General features: G+C 35.6%; 10 protein-coding genes. 3 read left to right on the top strand and 7 right to left on the bottom strand.

Annotated elements, in window-relative coordinates; translation table 11 throughout:
• Nucleotide 1 precedes the first annotated feature (1 nt).
• Both FUA22_RS00405 and FUA22_RS00400 read right to left on the bottom strand, forming a co-directional pair.
• Nucleotides 2–2263 carry a family 43 glycosylhydrolase gene (locus FUA22_RS00405; protein WP_147765522.1) on the bottom strand — a complete coding sequence of 754 codons (2262 nt, stop codon included), beginning with the start codon at nucleotides 2261–2263 and terminating at the stop codon, nucleotides 2–4.
• A gap of 5 nt (nucleotides 2264–2268) precedes the next feature.
• A complete protein-coding gene (locus tag FUA22_RS00400; protein ID WP_241664722.1) occupies nucleotides 2269–4047 on the bottom strand; it encodes an arylsulfatase in 1779 nt (592 codons plus the stop codon).
• Between the two features lie 412 nt (nucleotides 4048–4459).
• Here FUA22_RS00400 and FUA22_RS00395 point away from each other — a divergent pair, with 412 nt between their 5' ends.
• On the top strand, nucleotides 4460–5839 hold the full coding sequence (locus tag FUA22_RS00395; protein ID WP_147765521.1) for a tetratricopeptide repeat protein: 1380 nt from the start codon (nucleotides 4460–4462) through the stop codon (nucleotides 5837–5839).
• Nucleotides 5840–5841: 2 nt separating this feature from the next.
• Here FUA22_RS00395 and FUA22_RS00390 read toward each other — a convergent pair whose 3' ends face one another.
• The 5 genes from FUA22_RS00390 to FUA22_RS00370 all read right to left on the bottom strand — a co-directional run bounded on the left by FUA22_RS00390 (nucleotide 5842) and on the right by FUA22_RS00370 (nucleotide 15593).
• Nucleotides 5842–8274: a hypothetical protein gene (locus FUA22_RS00390; protein ID WP_147765520.1), complete on the bottom strand. Its 2433-nt coding sequence runs from the start codon at nucleotides 8272–8274 to the stop codon at nucleotides 5842–5844.
• An 82-nt stretch (nucleotides 8275–8356) separates the two neighbouring features.
• A complete protein-coding gene (locus tag FUA22_RS00385) occupies nucleotides 8357–9754 on the bottom strand; it encodes a c-type cytochrome domain-containing protein (RefSeq protein ID WP_147765519.1) in 1398 nt (465 codons plus the stop codon).
• Nucleotides 9755–9828: 74 nt separating this feature from the next.
• Nucleotides 9829–10875 carry an NHL repeat-containing protein gene (locus FUA22_RS00380; RefSeq protein ID WP_241664721.1) on the bottom strand — a complete coding sequence of 349 codons (1047 nt, stop codon included), beginning with the start codon at nucleotides 10873–10875 and terminating at the stop codon, nucleotides 9829–9831.
• Between the two features lie 23 nt (nucleotides 10876–10898).
• A complete protein-coding gene (locus FUA22_RS00375; protein ID WP_147765517.1) occupies nucleotides 10899–12341 on the bottom strand; it encodes a DUF1501 domain-containing protein in 1443 nt (480 codons plus the stop codon).
• 12 nt (nucleotides 12342–12353) lie between these two features.
• The gene (locus FUA22_RS00370; protein ID WP_147765516.1) at nucleotides 12354–15593 is read right to left on the bottom strand and encodes a DUF1553 domain-containing protein; all 3240 of its coding nucleotides are present in this window, start codon (nucleotides 15591–15593) and stop codon (nucleotides 12354–12356) included.
• 122 nt (nucleotides 15594–15715) lie between these two features.
• On the opposite strand from FUA22_RS00370, the gene FUA22_RS00365 reads away from it, so the two are divergent.
• Both FUA22_RS00365 and FUA22_RS00360 read left to right on the top strand, forming a co-directional pair.
• Nucleotides 15716–16927 carry a helix-turn-helix domain-containing protein gene (locus FUA22_RS00365; RefSeq protein WP_147765515.1) on the top strand — a complete coding sequence of 404 codons (1212 nt, stop codon included), beginning with the start codon at nucleotides 15716–15718 and terminating at the stop codon, nucleotides 16925–16927.
• Between the two features lie 119 nt (nucleotides 16928–17046).
• Entirely contained in the window at nucleotides 17047–20178 is a 3132-nt protein-coding gene (locus tag FUA22_RS00360; RefSeq protein WP_147765514.1) for a DUF1553 domain-containing protein, read from the top strand.
• The last annotated feature ends 56 nt before the right edge of the window (nucleotides 20179–20234 follow it).

The raw sequence follows: 20234 nt of genomic DNA, 5'->3' as shown, positions 1-20234 counted from the left end.
ATTATTCAATAATTATTTCATCTATTTCCCAAGTTCCGTTATAGGTATTCACCGCAGGCTGGATGGCTATTTGCATCAACTTTTTATTTATTTTTTTGAATTTTGAAATTGGGATTGTGTATGTTTTATATTCGGTATCATTTGAAGAAATTGGAATACTTACCCATTGCTGGGCACTCCAATCTACAGGTTCCGTGGCATTCTGCCAGAAGTTTTGGTCCATGTTTCTGGAATAAACCGACAATTTTAAATGATTTGCGTAAGAGCTATTTTTAATTTTGATAGTGATTTTTGATAAACCTTCAGATTTAGTGAAAAGCCAAGGGGCACTTTGAATTAATGCCTTGGGTTCTGAAATTTTACCAGATAAAATGCCATCGTTCAAATAAATGTTTGAACCTCTTAGAGCTTTCCATCCCATAGTTGAGTTTTTAAATTTAAACGGACGACCAGGACCAGGATACCATCTATCGCTTTTTGGAATTCTAACCGTACCATCTTCATTAAAAAAGACTGGTTTTAAACTTGCACCACGATAAAAGGCACAAATATCATGGTTTTCTTGGAGGACGTATTTTTGACCATGCCAATCAAAAAAACTGGTGTGCCCACCATCTAAAAAGGCACCTTCAAAAGTGTATGGGCCGTATAGGTTATCAGACATGGCGTAGCGGGAACCAAAAACTAAATAGTATTTATTATCTCTTTTAAAAAGTGTGGGTTTGTCTTCAGAATTAAATTCACGGCCATCCTTATATTTTATTGGAACATGTTTAGGTGCTGATTCTAGGCTTTTCATGTCTTCTGATAGAGTGGTCATATAATATTTCCCAACTCCAAAAATGATATGGTATTGCCCATCTTCTGCTTCAAAAATCTCTGGGTCATAAGGATGCTCTGGAACTATATCTTTTGGTAATAATGGTTTTCCCAGAAGGTCTTTGTAATCACCATCAATTTTATCTGCAACGGCTACTCCGGTATCTATATTTCTATTGGAAAAGAACCAATAATATTTTTCGTTACGTTTTGTAATATCTCCTGCCCAACAGTTTGGTTTGTCACCAATGTATAAATCTTTAGGCTCTATGCTATTGTGGTATTTAAAAGTGCGTAAATCTGTGCTTGACCAGATTTCCCATCTATCCATAGGGAAGGAGCCCTCGGGTTCCCAGCTTTTATCATGACCGCAGATAAACCAAAGCGTATCGTTTTCCACCCAGGCGTGAGGGTCAGCCATACCATGTTCAGGCACCATAATGTCAATTTTAATGGCATTTGGGTCAAAACCAGCGGCAGCATTAGAGCGTCTTAACAGTTCATTCCGCATATCATTGGCATGTAATGCAAAAGCCATTTCGTTGCGTTTTTCAGCTTCGGGATAATTCAATCCGTTATTGGCCATATCACTTAAAGATACACCATGGTTTCCTAGTAACGCCCAATACGTGGCAGAATCTGAATCATCTACACGGTTTTTATGGAATTTACCCTTTCTGAAAATGGTTCCCAGATTACTTTCTAAAAACTGATCAAAATATGGTTTCCCTTTTTGACCGCCTTCAACAATACCATATTGCCCAATACCTCCAGCTTCATAAAATTCAAAATCACCATTAAGAGCCATTTTTTTAATGTAATCACAAGCAATAGGGTCTCCAAAACAATTATGAACATGTTCTGGGTTTTTAAGTGTTCCTACATGAAAGTTTGAACTTGTCCAGTGACTAATAAATCTAATTTTATTTAATAAATCGATTCTTCCTAATCGTTTACAATAGCTCACTAAAATAGCTTGCTCTGTGAGTGGTCCATAACATAGAATGTTCAACTTCCCTTTAGTTTTTTCCAACTCTTTATACAATGCTAAAACACTAGGAAAATCTTTTAAATTATATGGCTTTTTCCATTGGAAATTTTCACCCATTCCCTTAACCGAAGATTCTATAAACCGAAAACTCTTTTGGAAGCCACCAATGTATTTGTTGAGGTTAGGCAGGTCTTTCGCGTAAGCTATTCCATAGGTATCCGTGGCCCATTTACCTTGGTCTGCGGTATCCTTATTCCATGGATGAACCGTGCTTGCCATTACGATGGCTCTTGTATCAAAATGATTGGACATCAGAATATAACTAGCTAAAGCCGAAATATCGTCAGGGTCATTAATTTTATCACCACCATCGCTTATTAGCCAAACTTTGGGTTTTTGTGCAAAAGCAAAAGCTATACAGAACAATAAAAGGTAAGTTGTTAATTGTTTCATCTGTTTTAGTTTTTGGTGATTGGTGTTATATAAGTGTAGTAAACGCCATATTTGTTTTTTCCTTCAATAAAATCATTAACCAACATGGTTTTTCCTTTTGGGAGGTTTACATCAAAAATAACAGCTTCATCTTGACTTCCTATCTCTTTTTCATGGATTTGGTTGGCTATACTAAGTCGCACTTTTTGAGGTTTTATAGTCTCATAAGTGTAGAAGTTTTTCGGGTTTTCCTTCGGAATTCCCCAAATAGTACCTGGGCATTCTTTAGGCCATCGCCTGCATTCAATTTGATAAAGCCCGTCTTTTTCAATTTCAATAGCATGGGTATTGTTCAAGCTTTTTTTACCTTCTGCAACATGTTCTGCTTTCCATATACCAGCACTTTCTCCAATGGCATGTTGAATGGTTAACGTGATTTCTTTTTGATGTTCACTACCAGCGATACTTACCGGAAATTCACGATATTCAGGATTGGTTTTTACCAATTTTAAAAACTGTGCGTTATCTTTTAACATGGCCTCTACAATTTCCGGATGTTGTTTAGACACATCGGTTTTTTGCATACGGTCTTTTTCTATATCGTAGAGTTCTTTCCCGTCAATAAGGCGCCAATCATCTTTAATGATACAGGTTTTATCAACGTCGGTAGGTGGTCTCCAATCCTGACGATTATGAACAAAAATGGTTCTATCTTCAAGATTCTTTTCCTTTTTGGTCAACAAGCCTGAAAAATCAATACCGTCTAATTTCTTTGTCTTCGGAATGTCAATGCCGCAAAGCGAAGCTAATGTAGGAATGAGGTCTACATGAGCTGTTTCTGATGAAATGTCCTTGCCTCCCGAAATTTTACCGTCTTTCCAACGAATAAAAAACGGCACGCGATGACTCCCTTCTTGTTTACCACCTTTTCTACCTCTAAAACCATGGTTATATCCTAATTTACCATCGGCGCTATAACCGTGATGTGTTCCATTATCAGTCATGAATATTAGGATGGTATTATCGGCTAATTTTGATTTTTTTAGAAAGGCTTCCAGCTTTCCGAAATTTTCATCAATATTGGTTATCATTCCGTAGAATTCGGCATTCATAATTTCGGTTCCGACTAAAGGTTTATATGGATTCGCATACTTTTCCTCTACATAATGCGGCCCGTGTGGTGCATTAGTAGGGAGATAAACAAAGAACGGTTTGTCCTTGTTCGTTTCAATAAACTTCATGGTTTCTTCAAACCAAATATCGGTACAATAGCCTTTAAACTGTTGTGGTTTGTTGTTCACTAAGTAGATATCATCAAAATAGGTGTTTCCCCAATAATCTGATAATTCACCCACGCCACCCGCTTTGTGATGAATAGCAATATCGAATCCCGAATCTGTGGGTCGTACCGGATAATTATCGCCAAGGTGCCACTTTCCAAACATTCCGGTGGTATAGCCGTTTGCTTTAAAAATATCAGCCATAGTAATCGCATCACCAGATAATGCATCACGACCTTTATAAGTTGCCCAAGCACCATTGTTAATAGGGTAACGCCCAGTCATAATCGCGCTTCTTGTTGGCGTACAAACGGAGCTTACATGAAAATCGGTCATTCTAACGGCTTTCTTGTAGAACTTATCCAGATGTGGTGTTTGTATCCAAGGGTTGCCATGGCAGCCAATATCACCAATACCTTGGTCATCTGTGAGGATAAGGATTATGTTTGGTTTTTCATGTTTTTGAGAATGTGAAATCTGAACATAAAAAACCAAAAGTATATAAAGTAGTAATTGACATTTCACTATTATTATAGTTTAGTATATAAGCTATCAAAGTTAAATAAACCTTAGTATAGAATCTAATCATTTTACTATACAAAAATTATATATTTTATATTTTATCTATATAATTTCATATACTCAAACAAATTAAATAGTTTTACAATACAACTAAATATAAAATCATAAAACATTGCTAAATAGGTTATTGAAAACATTATTGGTTATAATATTTGTGTATAAATGTTCATATGCGTATACAACACAAGTTATACCAGATTCAACTTTATATTATACAGAATTATTAAATAAGGCAATATGGCAACACAAAAATTTACCATATAGATCTTACCAGGTTTCAAAGAAATGTTACCATTTTTTTGTGCAGGAGAAAGATACCCTTATGGTGGTAAAATGCCTTTTGAACATGTCGGAAATGAGACTTGTCCGTGGTAATTATAGTTTGTCTTTTGACCACTCTTGGGAAGGGCTTTATCTAGCTAATAAATCTAAAAACAATATTCAGCAAGCTCAATTACATATTCGACTGGCTAGACTTTATGATATGTTTAGTATGGATGATGAGGTTTATTCCCATTTAAGTGATGCTCTAGAGATATCAAAAGATATATATTTCCAGAATGAAGAAGCAGTAGAACAATTAATAGCAAGCTACATGAATCTTGCTGTGAAGGAACGAAAGTCTGGTAACTATAAGGTGGCGCTTAAGTATTTAGATTCCTGTTTGGTTAATGAAAGAGTAGTTGAAAGAAATCAGGTAGAAATGCCTTTCATCAATGCGGAACGTGGCTATATTATGTTACAATTAGGGGCGTTAAAAAAGGCCGATAATTATTTGCAATCTTCACGTAGGTTTACTGATGATAAGGACGTGACTTATAGAACCAACATTAATATGTATTTAGGGGAGCTAAAATTAAAAAAGAAAGAGCTAGATAGTGCCATTTATTACTATAATGAAGGATTGAATCTCATTAAAACTAAGAAATATAGAAGTGATTTAATGCCAGAAATTTTAAGTAAACTATCGGAAGTTTATAAAACAAAACAAAAAACTGTTAGTGCTTATAATTATTTAGAGCAGTCTCAAAAGGTTGCTGATAGTATGCTTCAATTACGGAATAAAACCAATGGTGAATTGTTCGAAATTAAAGACAGCTATTTAAAATCAATATCACAGAAGAATGAACAGTTAGCTGAGCAGAAATTAGTTATTGCAGAAAATAAACAAGTTCAGTTTCGTCTCAAAATAATTTTAGCCTTTGCTGTATTGTTGGTAGTTGTTATTTCTGTTATTTACCGAATGAGATCCAAACTGAAGCGAACCTTAATGGCTAAACGAGAGACAGAAATGGAGTCTCAACTTAAAGAAGAACAGAACAAGGCCAAAATAGAATCTAAAAGTAAAGAATTAACATCTTATGCTTTACAGCTTATTGATAAAGAAAAGGATATTGACGAACTTTTAGATGTTTTGAAAAATGAATCGCCAGCATCATATAAATCTCTTAATTATAAATATAAGAAAGGCGCTAAGGATTTATGGGATTCTTTCAATTTAAGATTCACTGAAGTTAATGATCAGTTTTACACCCAACTTAAGGCAAAACATCCCGATTTAAGTATTACAGAGCGCAAGCATTGCGCATTAATAAAGCTGAAATTTGGCACTAAGGAAATGGCTAGAATATTAAATATTGAACCACATAGTGTACACATTTCAAGATCTAGAATTAGAAAGAAAATAGGTTTAAGGCGATCCGATAGATTGGAAGATTATATTGCCAATATTTAGGGTCAATCAGTAATTAATTTAGCAAAACCTATAATCAGTTCCCCTTTTTTAGTTTCACCTATTAATTTAATGGCAAAATTGGAATCAGATATTCCATTTCCATCACCTTTCAATTCTAAAATAAGGTCTTTACCTTTTTTCTTGCTTTTAATCACTCGCGAGCCTCTTCCGTAATCGACTTCTTCGGCTGCGCCTAATCTTAATGATTTTAAATCAAGGTCATTTTGGGCATCAAAACCTGATTCTGATTTAATCAGTATTTTGATTTTTTTGGTTGAGGTGTTAATCGGTTTTTTATTAAGTAATTCTAAGCGTTTGTTCACTATTAAAGGCAAAATAATATTCTTAGAGCTGTGTTTGTCTCTGGCTAAATCATCTGCTTTTGGAACATCAATAACCGCCAATGATAAATGCGTTGCACGCCCAAATTCATCTGTCAATACATGCGGACGTTCTAGTTTGTACCAATATGTTTGTGTGCCGTCTTCATAAAAAGTATTATTAGGCGTATAAGCAGTTCCAGGATTAAATTTCCAGTTTACACCATCAACAGATCGCAAATAAATACACCTATAATCCCAAAAGGCATTTATCATCATATGGTATTGAACTTCATCTTTCCAAAGCACAGGGTCTTCATAATTAGAGTTTCGATATTTTTCTGGGACAATAGGATTTCCTTGTATAGGACTGGTTAGAACCTTATATGGTCCTATTGGATTGGTGCTTTCACTTATCATCATAGCACCGCCTTTGGTTACAAATAAAAAGCGGCCATCATGCATTTGAACTCCAGATAAGTTACGATAAAACCTATAAAAACGTTCTGGTTTTTCAAGAGTTGTGTTTTCATCCACTTTCATTACTCCCAACCGTTTCCACGGACCACTTATAGATTTTGAAGTAAACAAAGTGGCCTCCCAATTGATTAAGGAATATAGCATATACGTACCATCATTTAAAAGAATGATATCTGGATTATGACCTAATCCATCTGCAAATTCATAAGCAATGTCTTTCTTGACCAAATAGGGTCCTGTTGGTTTGTCTGCTACTACGTGTGTAACCGTAGAACGAGGCCATTCCCAGTGACCTTTAGTAGCGTTGGCAGGCCATCGGGTTACATTCATATGATATTTTCCATCTTTATCTTTTACGGGTCTGCCACCCCAATAACTCCATTCGGGGTCTTCAATACCATTATCAACATCTCTTGGTAAAACCCCATCTGCTCCCCAAGTGTTTGAAGTGAGTTGCTTGTGAATGGGCATAGGCAAAATTAAATCACTAAATGAAGCGCCTTTTACCATTTTCACTTTGGCTTTTATTGGTTCTGAAGGTTGACTTTTATTACCGCTATAATCTTCTGCAATGACTACATAAGTGTTCTGGGTATCTTTAATGGGTGTAAAATCCAGATAGGATGTTTTAGTAATATTATGAGCTATCTCTTTTAAGTTTTCTCCGTTTTCATCACCACGAAAAACTGAATAATTTTTCACATCGCTACTGACGCTTTTTTCCCAACTTAGGTTTATTTCTGCATCAAATGTTTCAACTTTTAATTTGGTTGGAGCAATAGGGGAAGTCTTATCAATTTTTGCAATGTTTACTTTGTTTGAAGCACCCGATTCCTTTTTATCAAAACGAGTCACTACATATGTGTAGTTTACACCATTTATTATAGCATTATCAACAAAATTGAACCCTGAAGTTTCTCCTAATTTTTTAAAAGGTTCATTTTTTTTGAATTGACGATACACGTAAAACGTGCTGTTTTTATTGGTTAAATTATCTTCCCAATTTAGCTGAATTCCCGTATAGTTAACTGTTGCATTAAGGGTAGGACCTATTCTGTTTTTATCAACTACACTTACATTAACGTAATGAAGAAACACTTTAATTTCATCTTCGGAATAAAAAGTGACTCGCACAAAAGGATGTCCCGCTATGGCATCTTCTTCATTTAAAATATAATTACCATTAAAATGCTCAATAATTTTGTCAGAACCTTTTAATTTTATTTTGTCGGCCACAATTCTTTCATGTTCACCGAAGACCAAACTGAGCGAAATACTACCTTTGCTAATGTATTCTATATCGGCGCCAAAACTCCAGTTTAGAATATCTCCTAATTTTGGATTTTGGTAGTCTGGATTGGAATTTAGAATAACAGATTCTACTATTCCAACATCGTTTATACTAAACATGGCTCCATGATGTAGGCCCATTTTGTATTCGCCTAATCCTTTCACATTAAAGGTTTTCCAAAAAGGCGATTGTTTTGATTGACGCCAATATCCTTTTACCAATTCAAAATCACCGTCATTAACATTAGCGTGTGGCGCATTATCACCTAATAATACTATTTGCGCGTTACAATTAAACGTGAGAAAGCCTAAAAACAATAGTGTTAAAAAGACGGAAGATTTCATTTTAGAGTATTTGTGAGATAAATTTATAAAAGCTCTAGTCTATAAAAGAAAAATATTAACCCTAAATAAGTTATAAATGGTTTTAAGTAGTTTCTGGATTATCACTACCTACTCCTATCACTTCAACATCCGGCAATTGTTCTTTAAGTGTTTTGACGCCTTCGGAGGTTACTTGGGTTTGCCATAAATACAATCGTTTTAACCCAGATAGATTATGTATAACTTCTAAACTTTTATCAGTGATTGGAGTTCCATATAAATTAAGAACTTCTAAATGAACTAACGGTTTTAAGTGAGCTACGCCCGCATCAGTTATTGTTGTATTACTCAAATTCAACCGTGTCAAATTAGTCAATTGACCCACTGAATTCAACATATTGTCCTTAATATTAGTTCTATTTAAATCTAACCAAGTTATCTGTTCTTGGGCTTTTAATAACGTTTGAAATTGCTCATTAGATAAATCATCCGTCTTAGAATTAACATCCAACATATGATGACCATCTGCTAAATGTGACACTTTCCATCCAGCTTGAGTCAATTCTTGAAGCACATTATCTGATAAAGCCCCAACTTCAATAGTTTCAAAATACGGTTTCTCTTTAGTATCAATTCCAAAATCTCTTAACAACAACTGCTTAACATCTTCTGGGATCTCGTATGCTGTAATTGCATCTTCAAATGAAGCTCCTTCTTTAATCCACCATTCTATAAGTTTCAATTCACTAAAAGTTAAAGGATCTCCTTTTGGTGGCATAAACTTTTTACTACTCTGTGGCAGTGTACTGCGAACAAATAATTCACTTTCCAACGGCTTCCCTATGGCAATTGCATGTCCTTCATCACCACCTTCTAGTATACCTTCTTGACTATTCAAAAGTAAATTCCCGCTAGATTTTGAATCACCATGACAACTTACACATTTAGCATCCAATACTGGTTTAACCAAATGCTGATATACTTTTACAGAATCTGGCTTTTTGGGAATATCTATTGCTACTAGGCTAGCTTCAGGACCAAATGCTTTTTTTATAAATCCTGGTGCATATGCTGTTAAATAATCACTACCATGAGTTAGGTTTCCTCCTAAATGCCCAACAATAGAAATAAGAATTATTAAAGCAATTAGAATCTTTTTTGAAGACAAAAAACCAATTCGTAACATATCTTTTTTTACCGCCCAACCTAAGAAAGAGATTAATGCAACGACAATTCCTAACCACTGGTGCCAGAACAAAGTATCTTCAATATAACCTCCTTGATTAGCCAGCATTAAACCAATAATTACAGATAATACCGCACCAATAGCTCCACAAAAAATGGTTATAGCTATGGCTTTATCTAAACCGTTATATTTTTTCTTTTTGAAATGTGATAACCCCTCCATAATGGCGGCTAAAACAATAAAACCGATTGGTAAATGCACAATAAGTGGATGGAAACGCCCTAGAAAAATAACAAAGTCTGAAGTCTCATTCATGGTTTAGTGTTTAGTTGTTGCGGTGTCAAATTTAAAAAATTAATAACAACATATGTATTATACTTTTTCTATAGTCAGACCCGATGTAATTTATATGGATAAACACCCCCTGCATTCCATTGGCAAACGTATAAGTTTTTATCGTTGTCTACACACACATCATGGCAATGCTTAAAAATAGGTTCGTCCTGATACATCAATTTCAATTTCCCATTTTTATATTTTGGTTTGGTACCGCCTGGGTTGGATACTACCTTGTTATCTTTATCTAAAATGGTCACAAAACCTAGGTTCATTTTCATATTATAATCACCCTTTTCCATACCGAAGCAAACCCCTGAATATAGGTTATCACCATCAATAACCGGACGACTCACATAAGCTCCGGGTAAATAATATGTTTCAATATATTCACCTTCTAAACTGAAACGTTTAAACGAATTTTTAATTCGAGCGGAACATATTAAAGTTAGATTGTTAGGGTCACGTGTATCGATAGCCACACCATGGGCTTGTTTAAATTTAGCTTCTTGTAAAAAACTATCTCCTCCAAACTTTCTGATGAAATTTCCTTTGGTATCATATTGTAAAATGAATTGCGAACCATAACCATCAGCAATATAAATATCGCCATTGGGTCCTACAGCAGTTTCTGTTGGACGGAAATTCATGTGCGATTTATACGCGCCATTTTTGTGTGGATGTTCAAACTCCTTCACTACTTTTCCTGAAAGTGTAGATTTTAAAACCTTACCCAAATTAGGGTCTGTTATGTACAAATATTCCGTACCGCCTTCGTTGTGTAATGTTAATCCGTGTGCTCCGGGGAGTTTCAAGGTCCAATTATCTAATAATTTTCCGGATATATCATAAATGAGCATGTTGTTTTTAACATGATCTGTCAGCATAAACAAACGTCCCTTTTTATCCATCACCATTTCATGGCAATTTTTAACAGGAAACGTTTTAGGGTTTAGATTTCCCCATTCACGTTCCAATCGATATTTGAAATCACCATGGCCTAAAATAGTTTCACTCAATTTCGGTTTGGAAGCCATAATATGAAATGGCACGGAAGAAGCCACTACCGTTGCCGCCATAGCTTTTACTGATGTTTTCATAAATGTTCGTCGCTGCATAACTTTTATGATAAAATGTCTTTAACCACATGACCGTGAACGTCGGTCAACCTATATCGTCTACCCTGATGTTTAAAAGTAAGCCTTTCATGGTCAATTCCTAACAAATGTAACAGCGTTGCTTGAAAATCGTGCACATGTACCGGATTTTCCACCACATTATAACTAAACTCATCGGTTTTCCCATAGACCATACCTTTTTTTACACCTGCCCCTGCCATCCACATGGTGAAACATCCCGGATGATGGTCCCTTCCATAGTTCTCAGCAGTTAAACGCCCTTGTGAAAAACTGGTTCTACCAAACTCACCGCCCCAAACAACCAGTGTATCTTCTAATAAACCTCGTTGTTTTAAATCTTTTAATAAACCAGCCGTGGCTTGATCTGTATCTTTTGCTTGTCGTTTTATACCTCCTGGTAAATTACCATGTTGATCCCACCCCATATGATAGAGCTGAATAAACTTTACATCACGTTCTGCCAAACGACGCGCTTGCAAACAATTGGCAGCATAAGTTCCAGGAATACGCGCATCTTCCCCATACAAATTATAAATATGATCGGGTTCTTCTTTAGTATCCACCGCTTCTGGCACCGAACTTTGCATCTTATAAGCCATTTCATATTGGTTGATTTTGGACTGAATTTCAGGATCATTCCATAAACTATATTGTTGATCGTTTAATGCTTTTATATAATCCAAAGCCCTTCTTCTGTCGTGGTCATGTACCCCATGTGGGTTATTTAAATATAGCACCGGATCTTTCCCTGATCTAAACTGAACTCCTTGATGATGTGATGCTAAAAACCCATTTCCCCAAGCCGCAGAACTTAGAGGTTGTGCACCTCCACCTTTAGACACCAACACTACAAAATTGGGCAGATTTTGATTATCACTACCTAAACCATAGCTTAACCAAGACCCTATTGAAGGACGACCACTTAACTGTGAACCTGTTTGTAAAAACATAACTGCTGGTTCGTGATTGATGGCTTCGGTGTACATCGAATTGATGAGACAAAGCTCATCGACAACCTCGGCAGTATAAGGAAAAAGCTCACTTACCCAAATTCCGGATTGCCCATATTGTTTAAAATCGAAAATAGATTTTACCAAAGGAAAAGTAGATTGGTCTGTTACCATTCCTGAATTACGTTGTGTTCCTTTTACTGAAGGTGGAATTTCTTTACCATGCCACTTTGCTAAAGACGGCTTATAGTCAAAGGTTTCTATTTGAGATGGAGCTCCACTCTGGAATAAGTAAATTACCCGTTTTGCTTTAGCTGGAAAATTAGGGCCATTTATACCACCAAAAAGTGTACTGCCAAATGCTGATGATGGTGCCAACATAGAACTTAATGCTATGGAACCAAAGCCTAATGAGGCTTTCTTTAGAAATCCTCTTCTGGATTCTGCAAATTGCAATTGTCTTTTTATTTCGTCCATAGTTTTTCTTTTTTATCGTAGCATATAAGCATCAGTGGTATTCATTATACCATTCACAACCGTTGCCAAAGCAGCAGTTTGAATATAATTGGAATCCCTTTTCAAAGTAGATTGGCCAATATTTAAATAAGCCATGGCATTATCTTTTTCATTTCCAAACCTTCCAACCTCATCGTTATAAAACTTTTGTAAAATGGCTAATTCGTCTTTTTCAGGAGTTCTACCGGTTCCTAACTTAAAAGCGTGCTCCAGTTGTCTTATGGTATCATTTTTATATCGGCTCATAAGATCTTCAGCCAACACTCTACCTGCCTCAATAAACTGAGGGTCATTGAGTAATACTAAAGCTTGTAATGGCGTACTTGTTTGTCTTCTTTTAACGGCGCAAGTGCCTCTATCGGCAACATCAAAAATACTCATACTTGGTGGTGGTGAGGTACGTTTCCAAACAGTGTATAAACTTCTTCTATAAAGCCCTTCTCCTGGTTCTTGCAGGTATTTATATCGCCACTTTTTATTGCTCAATTCATCCCATAATCCCTCCGGTTGATACGGATACACACTTGAACCTCCAATTTTATCAGACAACAAACCACTTATAGCTAAAGCATTATCTCTAATCATTTCAGCAGGCAACCTGAAACTTGGACCCCTTGCCAATAAAATATTTTCGGGGTCAATCTCTAGTAAATTATCATCTGCTTTTGAATTCTGTTGATATGTAGCAGACATCACAATCTGTTTATGAAGTGCTTTAATGTCCCAACCAGACTCCATGAAACTGACAGCCAAATAATCCAACAATTCTGGATGTGATGGTAAGCTTCCTTGGTTTCCAAAATCATCGGCTGTATCAACAAGACCACTACCAAAATGCATCTGCCAAATTCTATTTACAAATACTCTTGCAGTCAATGGATGCTCTTTATCAAACAACCATTTTGTTAAGCCTAACCTGTTTTTTGGAAGGTTTTTATCAAATGGAAGTATAGCATCTGGCACTCCAGCAAACACTTCTTCCGTAGGTGAATCATATTGCCCTCTATCAAGCACAAATGTTGGTCTAGGTTCCGGCAAATCACCTAAAACCATAATTTCAGGAATACTATCTACATGTGCCGTTAACTTCTTTTTTAATTGCTGAAGGTTTTCCTTCTCTTCTTTAGTTGAATTATTAACGTTAACAAAGTAGTAATCAGCTAATAAAGCCCTATTCTTATCGGTTTCCTTTTGAACAAGAATGTTCTTCACCTCATTCTTATCCTCTAAAAATTTCACCTCTATTGCAGATAATTCTTTATTGAAAATCTTTAAATTATCAATACCACCGTTGACAAAAGACCTCATCCCATCACGTCTTCCTATTCTAAATCCGTGGAATCCATAAGTATGGATATTCCATTTAAACAGCATAGATTTATAAAGATGATCCATATCAATGTTCACCGGAATTTCATCTCCGTCCTTAAACAAATGAAGCCCTTCTGCAGTTCCGGAGCCATCATATGATATAGTGATATTAGCCCATTCCTTCTCCTTAATTGGTTCCTTAGAAGTTATTTGAATGGCATTACTAGGCCACGAAAAAGCCATGATAAACTTTAAATGATTATCCTCTAAATGCAGGGAATAGCCTTTATATCCATTTCGAATATCCTCACAATGATTAAATACCATTGCATCTTCATATACCTTGTTTGGAAAAATTGATATACTAACGGAAAACGGATCGGTATGATCAAAATACCCCACTTTTTTTGGTAAATTAAAACTGGTGAAATCATTTAAAAACAGTCCTTTTCCTTCTTGTCCTTCTTTAATAACCGGTTCTTTTGCTCTAGCGGCTTCAATGTTATTTTTAGCCGGAATTAGATATGTGTTTTTTCCTTGAGGCTTGAACTTGTCAAAATTGTATAACGCTGTTAAGCTTTTTCGAATTTCATCTGAAATACTCTTATAAATAATGGCATTACTTGTTTTCAACCAGTTTTCAAAATAGGCAGTTCCTTCTTCCATGATATCAGCTAACTTTTTACTCGAATCATCGATATCACCCTCCAAAAAATCAATAATTTGTTGCTGTTCTTTATTAGTCAATAAAAGCGATGGCCCTGGTGTTTGGTCTGGTCCATAAACAGCTGTTCCAATTTCATTGGTGCTATTGAAAAATGCCGCTAATTTGAAATGATCTTTCTGACTTATTGGATCGTATTTATGGTCATGACAGCGGGCACACTCAACAGTTAAACCCAAAAATGCTTTCGACATGGTAGCTGTTCTATCGGCTACATATTCCGCTCTAAATTCTTCAAATACGATACCCGCTTCAGAGTTTTTTTTGTGTAATCTGTTAAATGCTGTTGGCAACACCGTTTCAACATTGGCATTTGGTATTAAGTCACCTGCCAATTGTTTAGTAACAAATTCCTCATAAGACATATTTTGGTTAAAGGCCTTTATCACCCAATCTCTATACGGACTAAAATCTCGGTGTTTGTCATCTAAATAACCATCACTATCCGCATACCGAGCAACGTCCATCCAATCAGCAGCCATTCGTTCTCCATAAGCCGAAGAAGATAACAACTCATCTACCAAATTTTCATAAGCATCATCAGAAGCATCATTTGCAAAAGATTCCATTTGCTCAATAGTTGGAGGCAAGCCTGTAAGATCAAATGACAAACGACGAATTAAGGTTTCTTTTGAAGCCACTTCCGAAGGTTCTAAATTATGCCTATCTAGGTTTGCAGCAACATAATTATCAATATCGTTTTTAGTCCATATTTTATGTTTAGTATCAGACAACTTAGACTTTTCAGGCTTTATAAAAGACCAATGTGGTTTGTATTCCGCGCCCTGATAAACCCATTTTATCAATAATGCCTTTTCCTCATCGGTTAAAGTCAAATTGAAATCAGGTGGCGGCATTACCGTTTCACTATCCGAAGATAAAATCCTATCTATTAAATGACTCTTGCCTGGTTTCCCAGGAACAATGGCATGAATCTTATCATCGCCCAAAGCCATATAAGCATGCTCTGGTGTATCTAATCTTAAATCTGATTTCTGATTATCGACATCCGGTCCATGACAAGCAAAACACTTGTCAGACAAGATAGGTTTAATATGATAATTAAAATCCACCGTCCCTGGTGTACTCTCTAAAACCGGCAAAAGATTATCTGGTGCTTTCCACCCACAACCATAAACCAGCATTAAAACAATAAAAGCTAATGCACTGTTTCTCATACCTATAAAATACCTGCAATTCCAAATATAGGCATCATTATTAACAGTTAATAAGTGAATAAACAGTTTTATTAACAGTTAATAAATTATTTATTACCTTTAAAATCTACACTAAATATCACGTGGAGCAACCAAACTACAATAAGCTTTTAGAAAAGATTATTTCCAGTAAATCATTCGGAAAATCAAGCACTTATGCTAATTTGCTACGTTATTTGGTTGATTGTACTTTAAACAAAAACGTTCCTAAAGAAACGACTATTGCCTCAGAAATTTTCGGGAGAACAGATTTTGATCCTTCACAGAATACGCTTGTCCGTGTTTATGTTTACAACCTTAGAAAAAAGTTAGAAGCCTATTATAAGAATGAAGGAAAAGACGAAAAAAAGGTTCTAAAAATCCCTAAAGGGAGTTATGAAGTTCTATTGATAGATAGAAAATCTGAAAATAAGCTTCAAAAAGAAAACAAGTTTAAACCGGTACTGATTTCGGTCATTTCGCTTCTATTAATTTCTGTCTTCTTAAATTTCCTTCAACTAAAAAGCAATAAACATTCATTGTCTATTCAAGAATCTAAATTGTGGAATGGACTACTATCCAAAGAGCAAGCACTCACGGTAGTTATTGGTGACTTATTTATTTATGAGGAGATTGACACCATAAGCAACAGTATTAAAACGATACGAAATGCAACAGTTAACTCGTTGTCTGAATTTGAATCCTTAACTACTGAAAACGAAAGTAATCATATAGCTTATCAACCTTCAGAATATACATTCCTAATTTACAACAGTGCTTTATGGATAAAAGACCTTACTAATATTTTTACTGAAAACGATAAGAATTTCACGGTTAGAAATATGGCTCGTTTCAATCCTAAAGCATTACAAGATGGTGATTTTGTAGTTTTAGGAATGATAAAAACTTTTGGTCTTTTTAGAGATTATACTGAAACTACAGCCTTTCCTTATAATACAGAACTAGACGCCATTATTTACACCGATAAGGACGGTCAGACAAAACCACTTCGTCCTTTTGGTGATCCTAATGAATACCATACCGATTATGGTATTATTATGAAAATTCCTGGTTCTAACAGCAATGACATTTACCTCTTTGGTGGTATTTGGGATACTGGTGCTTCACAAAGTTTAAAATATTTTACCGATGAAAATTTGCTCACAGAACTTGAAAAACAAATGCAATCAAAATTTGGAAACATCCCGGAATATTACGAAGTACTCTTTGAAGTAAAGGGAATTGACCGTATGGAATTAAACCCTACTATCTTGGAAATTAACACAAAAACGGCTAGTGATTTATTCAAAAACTAAACTATAATAAAACTACATTCTTTATTCACATCAATCCAATCGATTGTAAAAAATCAAATAAAACTCTATCTTACAACAATCTTAATAAGTCAGGTTATAAATTCCCTTTTTCAGAAACAATGAGACCATCTTATTTTAAAATTTCAATTTTAAGTATTTGTACGCTTTTTATATTTTCTTGTGGCAATAATTTACCTGAAAAAGTAGCCCAAGAATACAAAGCAATAGATGATGAAGTGGCTTATAATATTGATATCAAACCTATATTATCAGACCGTTGTTTTTCCTGTCACGGTCCTGATGAAGAAAACCGAAAAGGTGATATTAGACTAGATACTGAAGTAGGATTATTTGCTAAAAGTGAAAACGGAAATAAAGCATTTGTTCCTAGAAATTTATCATCTAGTGAAGCCATTCACAGAATTTTGTCCGATGATCCGGAGCTAATGATGCCACCACCAGATTCTAAACTTCAACTTTCAGATAAGGAAAAAGCTCTTCTGGTTAAATGGGTGGAACAAGGTGCTGAATGGAAAGAACATTGGGCCTTTATTACTCAAAATGAAGCTTCAAATATTCCAAAAGCGAACCTTGATTGGAAACAGGATAATAAGATAGATTATTTTATCCAAAATGAGTTAGCTAAAAATAATTTAGAACCTTCTGAAGAAGCCGAAAAACTTCAATTACTCCGTAGGGTTACTATGGATTTAACCGGACTTCCCCCAACGCTTAATGACATAGAGTTTTTTAAAAATGACCTGTCTGACAATGCCTATGAAAATTTAGTAGATCAATTGATGCAAACCGATGCTTTTGCCGAACGTTTAACCCTCGAGTGGTTAGATATTGCGCGTTATGCAGATTCTCATGGTATACATGCTGATGGTGTTAGAACATCTTATCCTTGGCGCGATTGGGTAATCAATGCTTTTAAAGCCAACATGCCTTTTGATCAATTTATAACTGAACAAATGGCGGGCGATTTATTACCAAATGCAACACGGGATCAAATTATTGCCACAGCATTTAACCGAAACCACCCTATGACAGGTGAAGGTGGCGTGATAGATGAAGAAGTTCGTTTGGAATATGTTGCCAATAGAACCAACACTATGGGAACCGCTTTATTAGGGCTTACCTTGGAATGCGCTAAATGTCATGACCATAAATTCGATCCTATTTCGCAAAAGGAATATTTCCAATTATCCAGTTTCTTCAACAACATAAAGGAGTTAGGAATGACCGGAAATGATGGTGATTATGGGCCTGTGGTTTACCTCACTAATGAAGAACAGGACAAGATTGTAGAGTATATTGATTCTGAAATTGATAATTTAGAAAAGGCGAAAGTACCAGAAACCCCAAAACCCTTAAAACGAGTTGTTTACCATGGTTTTGAAACCATCAAAAACAAGCGGATTATTGACAATCGAAAACAAACCCGAACTACCGGAGAAGTTGATTTAAAACCTGGAAAAAAAGGGAAAGCTGCCAATTTTGACCATATGGATGATTCCGTTAGGATGAATGGATTACCTCAGTTTGAGGGCAATGAACCTTTTACGATTAGCTTGTGGACTTACCAAGATAAAGACAATCATAAAACCAAAACCCTTGTGGGTAATGCAGGTTCCAAAGATCAAAAATGGCGTGGTTGGGAAATATATCTTGATAGTTTAAATAGAGCTGCTTTCAGGATTGTAAGTATGCTTCCTCATGATTACTTACATGTTACCAGTGAACAAACCATTCATCTTAATGAATGGACACATGTTAGCGCTTCTTACGATGGTACCATGAAAGCTGAAGGTGTCTCCATTTTTATTAACGGAAAAGCAGTTCCTACAAAAATCTATTTTGACCAATTAAGCGGATCTAGTTATCCAATTAGTGGTCGGTTTTCAAAAAACAATCGAGATCTTTCTGTTGGAAAAAGCTATCGCAGATTTACGGGTGATGATGGTATTTATGCAGGTACTATTGATGAATTATACATCTACAATGGTGAAATATTACCTAATCAAGCCCAAAAACTCTTTGAAGATTCTCAAAAAACATCTAACATTAATGTAATTGGTTTTGACAATACTTCGGGTAACAGAAATAAGGTTGCATCTTTAAGAAAAAAACGCCTTCAACTTTACGATACTGTTCCAAACTTAATGGTGATGCGAGAAGCACCTGGAATCAGAAGAACGCATGTTTTGGGACGTGGACAATACGATAATAAAGGTGAAGAAGTAAATGTCGGAACAATTTCTAAAGTGTTACCGTTTGATGAGACAAAATATGAGCCTAACAGATTAGGGTTGAGCAAATGGCTTTTCGACCCAGAAAACCCACTAACTGCACGAGTAGCTGTAAACCGATATTGGCAAATGATTTTTGGAACGGGTATTGTGGCCACAACCGAAGATTTTGGTAATCAAGGAAGCTTACCGTCACATCCTGAACTATTAGATTGGTTAGCTGAAGAATTTAGAAATTCGGGTTGGGATGTCCGCTCCTTAATCAGACTAATGGTTACAAGTGCCACATATAAACAATCTTCAAAAATAACCGAAAGCAGTTTAGCTATTGACCCTGAAAACAAGTGGCTTTCAAGAGGCCCAAGTTATCGTTGGCAAGCCGAATTTGTGAGAGACAATGCCCTTGCCGCCAGCGGGCTTCTCTACGATAAAGTTGGCGGTAAAAGTAGCAGACCTTACCAACCTGAAGGTTTATGGTTAGAGAAAGGGAATTTTTCTCAAGCGCTGTTCACGTTTAAAAAAGATTCGGGTAAAGATCAATACCGTCGAAGCATGTATACATTCATAAGGCGTACATCACCTCCACCATTCATGACCATTTTTGATGCACCAAGTAGAGATGTATGTACAGTTAGGCGTGAACGTACAAATACACCTTTACAAGCTTTGGTATTGCTTAATGACCCTCAGTTTGTAGAAGCTTCCAAAGCATTAGCCTGTCGTATCAGTGAGAATTTAAGCTACAATTTCGAAAACAAAATAAGAAAAGGATATCTGCTTGCTTTAACCAGAGAACCAAATTATCAAGAGATTTCTATTATGAAAGATCTTTATAACGACCAACTGAATCATTTCAATAGAAATCAAAAAGAAGTAGTAAAGTTCCTTAATATTGGTGATTTTAAAATCCCTGACAACTTAGACAAAACAGAAATTGCGGCACTTTCGGTGGCTTGTAATACGCTGTTCAATATGGATGAAGTTTATACTAAACGATAAATAGTATGTGCGATAATATTAATAAAAACTATACCCGACGCGATTTTCTTTCTAAA

Source organism: Seonamhaeicola maritimus, from assembly GCF_008056315.1.
In the GTDB taxonomy this organism is placed as follows: domain Bacteria; phylum Bacteroidota; class Bacteroidia; order Flavobacteriales; family Flavobacteriaceae; genus Seonamhaeicola; species Seonamhaeicola maritimus.
The sequence above is the reverse complement of the archived record's forward strand: the minus strand, read 5'-3'. Positions and strand labels throughout refer to the sequence as shown.

What these genes read in the sequence shown, in the direction of transcription:
- FUA22_RS00385 (WP_147765519.1), bottom strand. Translation starts at nt 9,754, where the DNA reads ATGAATGAGACTTCAGACTTTGTTATTTTTCTAGGGCGTTTCCATCCA.
- FUA22_RS00395 (WP_147765521.1), top strand. Translation starts at nt 4,460, where the DNA reads ATGAGACTTGTCCGTGGTAATTATAGTTTGTCTTTTGACCACTCTTGG.
- FUA22_RS00380 (WP_241664721.1), bottom strand. Translation starts at nt 10,875, where the DNA reads ATGAAAACATCAGTAAAAGCTATGGCGGCAACGGTAGTGGCTTCTTCC.
- FUA22_RS00370 (WP_147765516.1), bottom strand. Translation starts at nt 15,593, where the DNA reads ATGAGAAACAGTGCATTAGCTTTTATTGTTTTAATGCTGGTTTATGGT.
- FUA22_RS00360 (WP_147765514.1), top strand. Translation starts at nt 17,047, where the DNA reads ATGAGACCATCTTATTTTAAAATTTCAATTTTAAGTATTTGTACGCTT.
- FUA22_RS00375 (WP_147765517.1), bottom strand. Translation starts at nt 12,341, where the DNA reads ATGGACGAAATAAAAAGACAATTGCAATTTGCAGAATCCAGAAGAGGA.
- FUA22_RS00390 (WP_147765520.1), bottom strand. Translation starts at nt 8,274, where the DNA reads ATGAAATCTTCCGTCTTTTTAACACTATTGTTTTTAGGCTTTCTCACG.
- FUA22_RS00405 (WP_147765522.1), bottom strand. Translation starts at nt 2,263, where the DNA reads ATGAAACAATTAACAACTTACCTTTTATTGTTCTGTATAGCTTTTGCT.